Annotated in this window: 12 protein-coding genes; 8 read left to right on the plus strand and 4 right to left on the minus strand. The window is 65.9% G+C overall.

Going from position 1 to position 12,859, the window contains the following annotated elements; genetic code table 11:
- Positions 1-87: 87 nt before the first annotated feature.
- Genes OXU50_05610 through dsbD form a run of 3 tightly spaced genes read left to right on the plus strand, consistent with a single transcriptional unit; the run spans position 88 to position 2,618 of the window.
- Positions 88-351: a DUF4160 domain-containing protein gene (locus OXU50_05610; GenBank protein MDD9869350.1), complete on the plus strand. Its 264-nt coding sequence runs from the start codon at positions 88-90 to the stop codon at positions 349-351.
- 42 nt (positions 352-393) lie between these two features.
- A complete protein-coding gene (locus OXU50_05615) occupies positions 394-750 on the plus strand; it encodes a divalent-cation tolerance protein CutA (GenBank protein MDD9869351.1) in 357 nt (118 codons plus the stop codon).
- A complete protein-coding gene (dsbD, locus tag OXU50_05620) occupies positions 747-2,618 on the plus strand; it encodes a protein-disulfide reductase DsbD (protein MDD9869352.1) in 1,872 nt (623 codons plus the stop codon). Before OXU50_05615 ends, dsbD begins: the two co-directional genes overlap by 4 nt.
- A gap of 115 nt (positions 2,619-2,733) precedes the next feature.
- Here dsbD and OXU50_05625 read toward each other — a convergent pair whose 3' ends face one another.
- A complete protein-coding gene (locus OXU50_05625; GenBank protein MDD9869353.1) occupies positions 2,734-3,282 on the minus strand; it encodes a TlpA disulfide reductase family protein in 549 nt (182 codons plus the stop codon).
- A gap of 224 nt (positions 3,283-3,506) precedes the next feature.
- Here OXU50_05625 and OXU50_05630 point away from each other — a divergent pair, with 224 nt between their 5' ends.
- The 5 genes from OXU50_05630 to OXU50_05650 all read left to right on the plus strand — a co-directional run bounded on the left by OXU50_05630 (position 3,507) and on the right by OXU50_05650 (position 11,074).
- Complete coding sequence (locus OXU50_05630) at positions 3,507-7,892, plus strand: hypothetical protein (GenBank protein ID MDD9869354.1); 4,386 nt, start codon at positions 3,507-3,509, stop codon at positions 7,890-7,892.
- Between the two features lie 276 nt (positions 7,893-8,168).
- Positions 8,169-8,612: a type II 3-dehydroquinate dehydratase gene (aroQ, locus tag OXU50_05635; GenBank protein MDD9869355.1), complete on the plus strand. Its 444-nt coding sequence runs from the start codon at positions 8,169-8,171 to the stop codon at positions 8,610-8,612.
- Positions 8,612-9,079: an acetyl-CoA carboxylase biotin carboxyl carrier protein gene (gene accB / locus OXU50_05640; protein MDD9869356.1), complete on the plus strand. Its 468-nt coding sequence runs from the start codon at positions 8,612-8,614 to the stop codon at positions 9,077-9,079. Before aroQ ends, accB begins: the two co-directional genes overlap by 1 nt.
- A gap of 11 nt (positions 9,080-9,090) precedes the next feature.
- Positions 9,091-10,440, plus strand: a complete 1,350-nt coding sequence (accC, locus tag OXU50_05645; protein ID MDD9869357.1) for an acetyl-CoA carboxylase biotin carboxylase subunit — start codon at positions 9,091-9,093, stop codon at positions 10,438-10,440.
- A 73-nt stretch (positions 10,441-10,513) separates the two neighbouring features.
- Positions 10,514-11,074, plus strand: a complete 561-nt coding sequence (locus tag OXU50_05650; GenBank protein ID MDD9869358.1) for a DUF3426 domain-containing protein — start codon at positions 10,514-10,516, stop codon at positions 11,072-11,074.
- A 30-nt stretch (positions 11,075-11,104) separates the two neighbouring features.
- Here OXU50_05650 and OXU50_05655 read toward each other — a convergent pair whose 3' ends face one another.
- The 3 genes from OXU50_05655 to OXU50_05665 form a co-directional block, all read right to left on the minus strand.
- On the minus strand, positions 11,105-11,779 hold the full coding sequence (locus OXU50_05655; GenBank protein MDD9869359.1) for a thiol:disulfide interchange protein DsbA/DsbL: 675 nt from the start codon (positions 11,777-11,779) through the stop codon (positions 11,105-11,107).
- Positions 11,779-12,372 carry a cytochrome c4 gene (locus tag OXU50_05660; GenBank protein ID MDD9869360.1) on the minus strand — a complete coding sequence of 198 codons (594 nt, stop codon included), beginning with the start codon at positions 12,370-12,372 and terminating at the stop codon, positions 11,779-11,781. The genes OXU50_05655 and OXU50_05660 overlap by 1 nt, the downstream gene beginning before the upstream one ends.
- 148 nt (positions 12,373-12,520) lie before the next feature.
- Positions 12,521-12,706: a hypothetical protein gene (locus OXU50_05665; GenBank protein ID MDD9869361.1), complete on the minus strand. Its 186-nt coding sequence runs from the start codon at positions 12,704-12,706 to the stop codon at positions 12,521-12,523.
- Between the last annotated feature and the right edge of the window lie 153 nt (positions 12,707-12,859).

Genomic DNA, 12,859 nt, shown 5'->3' on the forward strand with positions numbered 1-12,859 from the left:
GGCGCGGGCCGCGATGCGCGATGCGCGCGCGGCCAAATCCTGCGGGCAAATATGCAATCCAGTTCACCAGACAGTGAGGGCTTGTCCATGCCGACGATTTCCATTTTCTACGGTATTGCGATTCGGATGTTTTTCGGTTCAAGCGAGCACCCGCCGCCGCATTTTCACGCGCAATATGCCGAACACAAGGCGTGCATTGAAATTAAAACCGGCAAGGTGATAAGCGGCGGTTTGCCGAGGCGGCAGTTGAAGCTGGTGCAGGCGTGGACGGAACTGCACCGAGAAGATTTGTTGGTAAATTGGGAACTGGCAATGAACGGAGAGACACCGCTTCCAATAGCGCCCCTGTGATGACAGGCGGCGAAAAAATGACCGGCGATTTATAATCAGCAAATGAAGCCAAAAAAGCAAGGCGAGCACGCGCAGGCGCCGTCCTGTGATGTGGTGCTGGTGCAGACGACCGTTGGCGAGCGTGCCGAGGCGCGGGCCATCAGTGAGGTGCTGGTTGGCGAGAAACTGTGCGCCTGCGCGCAGGTCAGCGGCCCGGTGTCGTCGCTTTACCGCTGGAAAGGCCGTGTCAACGATGAAAGCGAATACCTGTTGACGGCCAAAACCACGCGCCTGCGCTACGCTGCGCTGCACGACCGCCTGCTGCAAATCCACCCGTACGAACTGCCGGAGATTATCGCGACGGCGGCGGTGGAAGTGAACGCGGCCTACGCCGACTGGGTAAGACAACAATGTGCTTGAAACAAACACTTGCCGGGAACGGCATTGCGGCGGCAGCGTGGCGGCCCGGCCAGCGTTTTCGCGCCGCGCTGTTGCTGGCGTGTTTCTGGCCGGCGGCGGTTTTCGCGCAACTGCCGTTGTGGCAGCCGGACGACGACGAGGAGTTTCTGCCGCCCGACCAGGCCTTTGTGCTGACGATGGCGCGCGGCGACGGCGACCACTTCATCGCCCAGTGGCGCATCGCCGACGGCTATTACATGTACCGCGACAAGACCGCGCTGGCGGTGGACGGCGCGCCCGTCGCGCTTGACAGGCCGCGCGGCGAGATGATCAACGACCCCAATTTCGGCGACACCGAGATTTACCGCCACCAGGCCGCCGTGCATTTCAGGACGCAGGCCGAAACCGGTGAACTGACTTACCAGGGCTGCGCCGACGCCGGCCTGTGCTACCCGCCCATCACCCGCCAGGTGCGCTTTGACGCCATCGCCGCCGCCGCTGCCGCGCCGCCCAACGCCGGTGCACCGCCCAACGCCGCCACACCGCCCGCAACCGCCGCCGCCGCCGCCACCCCGCGCCAATCCGAGCAGGACCAACTCGCCGACTACCTCGCCGATGCGCGCCTCGGCATCGCCGTGCTGGTGTTCTTCGGCCTCGGCCTGCTGCTTGCGTTGACGCCGTGCGTGCTGCCGATGGTGCCGATTCTGTTTTCCGTCATCACAACGCCCGGCGGCGGCACCGTTTCAACGCGCAAGGCGTTCGCGTTGTCGTCGGTGTATGTGTTGGCGATGGCGCTCACTTACAGCGGCGCCGGCGTCGCCGTGGCGCTTTCCGGGCACAACTTTCAACTGTGGTTCCAGCGCCCCGCCGTCATCGTCTCGTTCGCGGCGGTTTTCGTGCTGCTGGCGCTGGCGATGTTCGGCGTCTGGAAACTGCAACTGCCGTCGGCGCTGCAAACCCGGCTGTCCGGCGTCGGCGAGAAGCGGCGCGGGCGGCTGGCGGGCGCGGCGGTGATGGGCGTGCTGGCGGCGCTGGTCGCCAGCCCGTGCGTAACGCCGCCGCTGATTGGCGCGCTGCTGTTCGTCGCCCGCACCGGCGACGCCGCCACCGGCGGCCTCGCGCTGTTCAGCCTCGCGCTCGGCATGGGCGCGCCGCTGCTGGCCATCGGCACATCGCTCGGAAAACTGGTGCCGAAGCCGGGGCCGTTCCTGAATGTGGTGCAGATGCTGTTCGGTTTCATTCTGCTTGGCTTTGCAATCTGGCTGCTCGACCGCGTCGTGCTCGGGCATGTCACGATGCTGCTGGCGGGCGCGCTGATTGGCGCGCTGTGCATCGTGCTGTTCCGCATCGTGCGCGGCGCCGGCGTGTGGCCGCTGGCGGCGCGCGCGCTGAACTCGCTGGTGCTGGCCTACGCGGTGCTGCTTGCGGCCAACGCCTCGGTCGGCGGCGAGAACTGGCTGCGGCCCTGGCATTTCGAGGCGCGCCAGGCCGCGCACGCCAGCGCGCTGCCGTTTGAGCGCCACCGCTCGCTCGGCGACATTCAGCACGGCATCCGCGCCGCCGCCGACCGCCAACAGTGGACGATGCTGGTGTTTTACGCCGACTGGTGCGTGTCGTGCAAGGAACTGGAGGCGTTCACCTTCAGCGACGCCGAAGTGCAGCGCCTGCTGGCCGACGCCGCGCTGCTTGAAGCCGATGTAACCGAATCCGACGGCAACAGCCGCGAGTTGCTGGGCCGGTTTTCGCTCTACGGGCCGCCGGCGATTCTGTTCTTTGATTCCGCCGCGCGCGAGGTGGAGTGGGCGCGCATCGTCGGCTTTGTCGGCGCCGACGATTTCGCCGAGCACCTCGGCAAGGTGTTCGGTTACGGCAGCGCCTCAACGCGCTGAATCCATCCGGCCCGGCATCGGAGCCGCAGGGCAGCCCCTTTCAAGTTACGGCAGCGCTTCAACGCGCCAAGTCAATTCAGCCGGGCATCGGAGCCGCAGGGCGGCCCCTTTCAAGTTACAGCAGCGCTTCAACGCGCTCAATCAATTCGGCCTTTGACAATTCGCCGGCCTTGGCAAAGCGGATAACGCCGCCGCGGTCCACCAGCACGCTGTAAGGCAGGCCGCCGGTGCGGTTGCCGAGCGCGCGGCCCAACTGGACGGCATCGTTGAAGCCGATCAGTTGCGGGTAGCGCACATCCGGCAGGTTGGCCAGAAACTTGCGGATGTTCTCCTCGTCGTCAATCGCGATGCCGACCACCTCAAAGCCGTCTTCGCGGTAGAACTCGCGCACCTCGCTGAACTCCGGAATCTCGCGCCGGCACGGCGGGCACCACGCCGCCCAGAAGTTGAACAGCACCACCTGCCCGTCCCAGGTGGACAGCGGCGTCATCCGGTTGTCGAGGTCGCGCAACTGGAAGTCCGGGCGCGCCATGCCGACCGGCGGCGCCGCCGAACCGGCGCCCGCGCCGGGCGCGCCGCCCAGGTGCTGCTGGAAATACCAGGCCGAAAAAGCGCCGATGGCGGCGGCCAGCACCGCCGTCATCAGCAGAAACTTGTTGCGCATCACGCCATCATAGCACCGGCGGTGTTTTCCGTGTTGCGCCGGACGATGTTGCGTTGCTGATGAAAACCGGGGAAACAGCGCCGCGCGCTGTTTTCGGCGCTGCGCCGAAGCGCGGCGGGGCGCTTTGCGGCGCTGTCATGGCCTGTTTTGTGCTATTCTTGATCGCCTTTGCTGACGGAGAATGTGTTGTGCCATTGACTGCTTGCCGCCCGCTTGCGGGCGTAATGAAACGCCTTGCCGCCGCCGCGCTGACGCTGGCGCTTGGCGTGGCCGCGACAGCGGCTTCGGCGCAGCCCATCTCACTTGGCACCGCCGCCAACTTTGGCGAAGGCGGGTCTGCCGGCATTGTTGTTCGTAATGACAACCCCATCGCCGGTGTCATCACCGTAACCTTCAGAGTCACATTCACCGGCGGTCCCCCCGAAGAAGACCCCGGCACCCTCGTGCGCCCCAGCGGCGGCACCCGGCTCAGCGCCTTCAGCGGCGGCGTGGCCACCGGCACCGACACCATCGGCAGCGGCCACCTCTCTGGCAACATACAATTCTTCATTGAAGATGTGGATCACCTCCCGAACGGCACAACGCGCGTTTTCACCATTACTCTGCTCTCCGCCATGGCCGGCGGCGACGAGATCGCTCTTCATTCTGACCCGGCCCTCCTCAGCAGGAGCATCACCATCACCTTCAGCTCCACCGAACGCAGATTCTCCGTCTCGCTGGCGCCCGCCGGCGCTTCCGTCAATGTGGACCGCGACAGCACCGCCCCCGGCCTGCAAGTGGACGAGGACTTCGGCACCAGCGCCCACCAGGTCATCACCTTCCGCGTCACGCTGGCCAATGTCGAGGGCGGCAGAGATGTGTTTGACAACGATAGAGCCAGCGTGAACTGGGCCGCCACGGTAACCGGCGCCGGCGCCTCCGGCGCCAACGGCAGCGACGAACTCACCGGCGTCAGAAGCGGCACCCTCAACTTCAGGCGCGACGACGACAACGACAGCGCTGACAACTATGAAGAGCCGCAGGATGTGGAAGTCCGGGTCGCCCACGACACCATCAACGAAGCCGCGCAAACCGTCGTCTTCACGCTGACCTGCTCCGGCGGCAACTGCGGCGGCGGCGGCACGGGCACCGGCATCGGCACGGGCACCGCCACCGCCGGCATCCTCGCCAGCGACCCGCTGACCGTTTCCATCGGCGGCGACCAGACGGGCAACGAGGGCAACACCGGCGATGGCAACACACAGTCCGACCGCGACGCCCGCCGCATAAGACTCACTGTCACCGCCGCCGGCGCCACCGCCTCGGACCGGGACTCCGTTGAGATTCCGTTCACCATCGGCGGCACCGCCGCCGACGCCACCGACTACCCCGCCTCCGCGCTGCAATTCCCCACCGGCGGCGACTACTACACGCTGCGGCCCGCAAGCGGCGGCGCGCGCGTTGTCTCCATTGACTTGCGCTCCAGCCGCGCGATGGCGGGCGTTGACGCCTTTGCCGACATTGATGTGGTTCCCCAACTGGACGACCTCAACGAGGCGGATGAGACGGTCGTCATCACGCTGTCCGCGCCCGGCGCGTCGGGGTATGCAACGCAGGGCGGCAGCCCCGCCGGTGCAATCCTGCTCACCGGCACCGCTTCCAGCCGCAGCGCCACGGCCACAATCAACGACGACGATGGCATCACCGTCGGCATCGCCCGCCGCGCCGGTCAGACCGGCGCCGTCGCCGAAGGCAACCGCGCCGAATTCACCGTGTCGCTCGCCCTTGCCAGAGACAGCGCCACCGCCGCCACCGCCGCCGCCGACATCTGCGTCACCTTCGCCACCGCGATTGCCACCCAGCGCAACCCCGCCGGCAGCGCCAACACCGTCGCCAACGCCGATGTGGAAGTGCGCGACTGCGCCGGCAATGTCGTTGCCACCGACGCCGGGGGCGCGGCCAACAACGGCGGCGTCCTGATTCCCGCCGGCCAGTCCGAGGCCACGCTGAGCATTCTGGCGCGTTACGACGACATTGACGAAGGCGCGACGGACGAGGAACTGACGGTAACCATCACCGCCGCCGCGCACCAGCCGGCGCTGACCGGCGCCGTCGCCCCGGTCATCACCGCGAGCCTGGACGATGTGTCGGTGAACATTGAAAATGTCAACGAAGACACCGTGCCGCCGGGCTTTTTGCAGCAGGGCGGCCAGCCCGGCTGGAGCGGCGGCCAGCAGGTGCTGTGGGTCAGGATGGACGAGGACTTCAAGGTGCTGCCGCACCCGTCGGGCGCCAACGGCGCGACAGTGGGCACCGCCACGCCGAGTCTGGCAACGCCGAACGCGCTGCCCGCGCGCGACTTCAGCGTCGTTGAGAACCACGGCAATCCGTCGTCGGCGACGATAGCGGTGAGCGGCGTGACGCCGTTCGCAGGCGTGCGCGCGCTGAGGCTGGAGTTGCAGCGCGCCATCGCCGCCGATGCCGCCAATGTGAATGTCATCTACGAACGCTCGGCGGGCGGCGCCAACGCGATATACGACACCGCGGTGGAAGACGGCGTGGCGCGCAACAACATGCGAAACGCGACGACCTTCACGATGACCGGCCCGCTGACGCCTGCCGCCACCGCCGACTTTGACACCGACGGCATCCCGGACGCGGTGGAGGCCGGCATCCGCGGCGCCGCGGGCAACCCGTTTGTGGCGGTTACCGGCGCGCAGCAGCCGGCGTTTGACATCAGCCGCACAACGCCGACGACAAGCACCGTCGCCTATTCCGGCATCCGCGAACACGGCGTGCGCGCGCATTTGGGCGTTTCAAGCGCGGAGACGGCAACGCGGACGGCGGCGCAAACCATCACCGCGTATTACCGCAGCGACACCTTCGGCTACGACGGCGCCTACCGCTGCGCCACCGGCCAATTCCCGGCGAACTACAACGCGCCGCTGTCGCAGGGCGGCTGCGCGCCGGTGGATTGGGGCGACATTGTGCCGGGCGTGGATCACACAATCGCATGGTTTGCGAGGTCGGCGGACGGCGTCTGGGCGGTGAACATGAACACAACCAGCAAACTGCCGGAGCAGGCCATCCGCCGGATACCGGAGTTGAACATGGCGTCACAGGCGCTGTTCACGACGGGCGCGCCGGTGGTTGTGCGTGCCTTCTTTGACGACGACCCCGCCGCCGGCTTGACGCTTGCGCTGTCAAGAACGCCGGACGAAACCGGCGAAACAACGATGTTCACGGGCGGCGGCGCAGGCCGCACGCTGGCGGCGACGGACACCTCGCCGGTGTCGGCATTGTGGGCAATCACCGGCCTGACGGAATCGGGCGGCGCATCGCGTCTTTATCGCCCGGCCACGCCGACCGCCGGTTTCACCCCGAACTACCCGGCAACCACCGACCACTCGCTCGGCCTCGCGCGCCAAACGCGCGTTGTCAACACCGGCGGCGCGCCGGTGCCGCCGGTGCTGGGGCGGGCGGCTTTGTTTGACCAGGACAGGCAAACCCAGCTCTCCGTGGTCGTCGAGGACACGGCGAATGCAGCCTTCATCGTGTCCCACCAACTGGATATTCCGATAAAGAACTACGCCGACATCGGCGCGGGCAACTCAACAGCCAGCGCCAGCGATGCCGGCGGCGTGCTGGATATCACATCGGGAGAACTGATGGCCGCAGGCGACGAGGGCGTTTACCGGATCAACTTTGTCGTGATGGCCAATGTCCGGGCGATGACGGACACGGCGGTGATTCAGGTTTCTGTGACGGGCGTCGGTGGCGGCGAGACAACGGCGGAATACCGCTACCCGGTTGTGGAAGCGAGTCATGGCCTGGTGGAGTCCAACGAAGGGGACAGCGACAGGGATGGCATCGTGGACCTCATTGATTCCTATGACGACAGCGCCCACCTGCCGGTGGCGGTGGACGAGACGGCGGGCGCGGGCGCAAGCGCATGGCAGCACATCCGCCCGGTGCTGCCGGTTCACAATCTGCGCCTTGGCGAGGCGACGGTGCGCAGGCTTGTGGATGAAGTGGGCACTTCCACTCCGCTCTACGCGGCTTTCTCGGCATCGTCAGTGCCCGCAGACGGAAGTGTTGCGGTGGTGTATGACTTTGAGATTGCCGGCGTGGATTACGCGGAAGTGTCGGCGGATGCGCGCACCGGCGGCACGGCGGGCGTGATTATTCCGCTGCCGGAAAGCCTCGCGGGCAGGGGCGCAAGCCTTGTGAAGCACCCGTCCGGCAGGGCGTTCAGCGTAGAAGGCGGCAACGACTACGGCTTTGCGCCGCTGCAACAGGACGGCGCGTGCCCCGACGACACAATGACGGCAGGCAGCCCGTACCGCGAAGGCGAAACGCTGCGCCGCGCCAAACGCGGCGATGACGCCTGCCTGGTGGTTTATATCGTGGACGGCGGCGCCAACGACGAAGACGGCCTGGCCAACGGCATCATCAAGGACCCGCTCGGCGTTCGCGCCGGCAACGCCGTCGGCGGCGGCGGCGCCATCGGCGGCGTCGCCGGCAGCAGCAGCGGCACTTTCGGCCCCGTCACGCTGGCGCTGCTGACGGCGCTGACTGTGCTGCTACTGTCAGCGTCGCGGCTGCGCCGCCGCCGTCGCCGCACGGCCTGAATCTCGCACCGCGCCCGGCCCGTCACGCTGCCGGTGCTGGCGATGCCCGCCGCGCTGTTATTGCGGTTGGCGCTGCGACTGCGCGCCGCATATCCCGACCGCGCCTCCGCCGCCCGCCCGCCGCGCCCCCGCCAGCCCCCTCCGCCCTGCCCTGACAGCATTTCCCGTCACTTGCGGAAACCGCTCTTTTGATGTATCTTTCTCGACAATTGCGCGAGAAGGGCGCAAGATCGCAACAATTGCCGACAACAGGCTGACAACAAACCAACAACAACCATGCGAAAACTGCTGCTAATCAACGGCCCCAACCTGAATTTGCTGGGGCGGCGCGAGCCTGAAATCTACGGCACGCTGACGCTGGACGACATTGTCGCCGGCGCCACCGCAGTCGCCAGAAAAAACGACGCCGAATTGTCGCACCTCCAGTCCAACAGCGAGAGCGAAATCGTTGAGCGCATTCAGCAAACGATGAACGACGGCACCCAGTTTCTGATTATCAACCCGGGCGCGTTCACGCACACCAGCGTCGCAATGCGCGACGCGCTGCTGGCCGTTTCCATGCCGTTCATTGAAGTCCACCTGTCCAATGTGTACTCGCGCGAGGAGTTTCGCAGGCGCTCCTACCTGTCCGACATCGCCATCGCCGTCATCTCCGGCGCCGGCGCAAAAGGCTACGAACTGGCGGTGTTGGCCGCCCTCGACCAACTCGGGAGGGGATGATGGACATTCGCAAGGTCAAGAAACTGATTGAATTGCTGGAGGAGTCCGGCGTCGCCGAGATTGAGATCAAGGAAGGCGAGGAGTCGGTGCGTATCAGCCGCGCGAGCAGCGCCGCGCAGGCGGCGCCGGCGTTTGTGCAGCCGGTGGCGGCGGCGCCGGTGGCGGCGGCGCCGGCACAGGCCGCGCCCGCGCCCGAAGCGCCGCCGGCGGACGAACCCGCCGCCGAGCCGGGGCACGCCGTTGAATCGCCGATGGTCGGCACCTTCTACCGCGCGCCGTCGCCCGACGCCGACCCGTTCATTGAGGAAGGCGCGACGGTGGCGGCGGGCGACACGCTGTGCATCATCGAGGCGATGAAAATGATGAACCGCATCGAGGCGCCGGTCGCCGGCGTCGTGAAGAAAATACTGGCCGCCGACGGCGACCCCGTTGAGTTCGGCCAGCGGCTGGTTGTGATTGACGCCTGACGGGCCGCAGAGTGCTCGACAAAGTTGTCATCGCCAACCGCGGGGAAATCGCGCTGCGGATTCTGCGCGCGTGCCGCGAACTCGGCATCAAGACCGTCGCCGTCTATTCGCAGGCCGACATTGACCTGATGCATGTCAAACTGGCCGACGAGTCGGTCTGCATCGGCCCGCCGGAACCGGCCAAAAGTTACCTGAACATCCCGGCCATCCTCAGCGCCGCCGAGGTCACCGACGCCGTCGCGATACATCCGGGCTACGGCTTTCTGTCCGAAAGCGCCGACTTCGCCGAGCAGGTTGAATCAAGCGGCTTTGTCTTCATCGGCCCGTCCGCCGACGCCATCCGCCTGATGGGCGACAAGGTCTCGGCCAAGCGGGCGATGCACAAGGCCGGTGTTCCGTGCGTGCCGGGGCCGGACAAGGTGCTCGGCGACAACGCCGACAAAAACCTCGCGCTGGCGCGCGAAATCGGCTACCCGGTGATCCTGAAGGCCGCCGCCGGCGGCGGCGGGCGCGGCATGCGCGTGATTCACGCCGAGGGCGCGCTGCTGAACGCCATTCAACTGGTGCGAACCGAGGCCAAGGCCGCCTTCGGCGACGGCGGCATCTACATGGAGAAGTTTCTGGAAAAGCCGCGCCATGTTGAATTCCAGGTGCTGGCCGACGGCCACGGCGATGTCATTCATCTCGGCGAGCGCGACTGTTCAATGCAGCGCAAGCACCAGAAAGTCGTGGAAGAGGCGCCGGCGCCGGGCATCACCGACGAACAGCGCCGCGACATGGGCGACAAGGTGTGCGAGGCGTGCCGCCAGATCGGCTACCGCGGCGTCGGCACTTTTGAGTTTCTCTACGACGAGGGCTGTTTCTATTTCATTGAAATGAACACGCGCGTGCAGGTGGAACACCCGGTTACCGAGATGGTGACCGGCGTGGACATCGTCCACCAGCAGATGCGCGTCGCGGCGGGCGAGAAACTCGGCCTGCGCCAGCAGGACATCCGCCTCAACGGCCACGCCATTGAATGCCGCATCAACGCCGAGAACCCGAAGAATTTCCACCCGTCGCCCGGCGCCATTGAACGCTCGCACTTCCCCGGCGGCCCCGGCATCCGCGTGGACTCGCACCTCTACGACGGCTACCGCGTGCCGCCGTTCTACGATTCGCTGATAGGCAAGTTGATCGCGCACGGCGCCGACCGCAACAGCGCGATGAAGAGAATGCAAAACGCGCTCGACGAGATTTTCATCACCGGCATTGACACCAACCTTGCGCTGCACCGCCAGATTATTGACGACTCCGCGTTCGCCGCCGGCGGCCTTGACATTCACTACCTTGAAAGAAAACACCCGCATTACAACCTGTGACAGCGGTTTGCGCCGCGCATGCCTTGCGGTAGAATAGGCCGCACCGCCGGCGGGCGGGCAAGGCGGGCCGCCGATGAAAAAGTCTGAATTCAGGATACATGCGAGCGATGTCAACGCCGCGATTGTCGCGCGCAACCGGCGCGCGCTCGTGCGCCGCCCCGGTTTTGTGTCGTGGCTCGCGCTCGCCGTGTTCGCGGTGCTGGCGGCGGGCAGCGCGTTTGTCGCGCTGGAACTGCCGGTGCAAATCCCCGACACCCCCTCAACGCCGCTGCTGCGCCAGGTGTGCGCGCGCGTGGATTGCGGCTTTCCGTCCGAATCGCCGTCCATCGTGCTGGAGGACATGCGCCTGTCGGATGTCGTGATGCGCGCCGCCGCGCAGCCCGGCGCGCTGGCGTTCAACGCCGTCATCGTCAACACCGCGGGCCGCGCGCAGCCGTGGCCGGCGCTGGTGTTTCAACTGTTTGACGGCGCCGGGCGGTTTCTGGAAAAGCGCCGCCTGGAAGGCGCCGACTACGCGAGCCGCGACGCCCTGCCGGCGAACGCGCCGCTTGCCGTCGCCATCACGCTCGACAAGGTGCCGCCGGAAGCGGTGCAGTACTCGGTAACGCCGACGCCGTCCGCACGGCGGCGGTAAGGAAGGCGGCGGTGAAGAAGGGCGCCGGCGCTACCGCGCTTCCAGCGCAATCAGGTAGTCCAGCACATCAATGAACTGCGCGTAACTGGTGACGGTGCTCGGCGACACCAGATACTTGCCGTTGACAACAAACGACGGCACGCTTTTCAGCCCGTAGGCGCGCACGGCCTTGTCGGCCTTGCCGACTTTCGTGTCCACCAGAAACGAGCGCCAGGCGCTCTGAAACTTGTCCGCCGCAATGCCGTGGCCTTCAAAAAAGCGGGCGATGGAGGCGGCGTCGGTCAGCCTCAGTTTGCGCTTGTGCAGCGCGTCAAAGAACACCGCGTGCAGTTCATCCAGTTTCTTCATTTCCTGCAGCACATAATAGACGCGCGCGTGGGTCGCCCACAATTCGTTGAAGGTGGCCGGCGTGCGGATGAATTCGGCGCTTTCCGGCACCTGCCAGTTGTCAAGATACGGCTCCAGCACATAGCAGTGCGGGCAGCCGTACCAGAAAAACTCGCGCACTTCCACCTTGTCGCCGGTCTCGGTCGGCTGCGGCTGCTCAAGGCGCTGGTAATGCTGCCCCTCAATAAAGTCCTGTGCAAACGCCGCCGGCGCCGCCAGTGCAAACAACATCGCGCACGCCGCTTTCATCCATGCGGCAACGAGGCCGTCGCACACCGCCCTGCCGTTCGCCGCAAACGCCATCGTCCGCGCCTTCATCAGTGCAGCCCCTGAATATACGAAGCCACCGCCTCAATCTCCTCGTCGCTGAGCGCGGCGGAAACGCTGTTCATGATCTCAACGCCCGGGTAACTGTACGCGCCGTCGCGGTAGTTGCGAAGGCGGTTGGCGGTGTAAAGCGCGTGCTGGTGCGACAGTTTCGGAAACACCGCCGCCGGGTTGCCGTTGCCGCGCGGGCCGTGGCAGGCGATGCACGCGGCGACGCCCGATTCGGGGTTGCCGCCCTGATAGATTTTTCGCCCGGTCTCAACCAGGTCCTTGTCGGCGGCGCCGGGCGAGACCTTCATGGATTCATAAAAGGCGGCGAGGTCGTGCAGGTCGGCGTCGGACATGCCGGTTACCAGCGGGTTCATCAGCGGATTGACGCGCTGGCCGTCGCGGAAGAACTGCAAGTGCCGGTAAATGTATTGCGCCGACTGCCCGGCAATCTTCGGCCATTCGGGGTTGGTGCTGTTGCCGTCGGCGCCGTGGCAGGCGACGCAGACCTGCGCCTTCTGCTGGCCGCGCGCGGCGTCCCCCTGCGCCCACGCAAGGCCGCAGGCCAGCAGCCACAAAAGGATGGTTGTCGCCAAAAACCGCATGTTGTCTGTCTTTATAAAGCCGGGTTCCGGTTGGAAGACGCGGGGCCGCACCCCGCGCCCGGCCATTCTACGGCCAGACGGCGGCAAATTCAAGCCAAACGCGGCCAGCCGGGCGGCGCGGCGGGGAAGGGCGGGCGGGTTACAGGAATTTAATCAGGGCGACAACCAGCGTGGCGAAAGTGCCCTGCGAAATAAACATCCATTTCAGGAGTTCCGAACGCAACTCGTGAATCGCCAGGTGCAGGTCGTGTATGTCGGCCTTGGTGGCAAGGTCGTCTGAAACCGGAATGGCCTCGGCGATGCGGACGGCGTGCTCTTCAGCCATGCCCGAATCCCGCAATGCGGTGAAAATTTCTGTGTGCATTATTTTTCTGCGCGTCATGGTTGTCTGCAAAAGTAACTGCGACGGAATGCATATTGGGGATTGGTTTTGTGCGTGTCAAGGGGTTGAAAAGGCGCCATTCGGCGGAAAAAATTG

It is taken from the genome of Gammaproteobacteria bacterium (genome assembly GCA_028817225.1).
Classification (GTDB): domain Bacteria; phylum Pseudomonadota; class Gammaproteobacteria; order Poriferisulfidales; family Oxydemutatoraceae; genus Oxydemutator.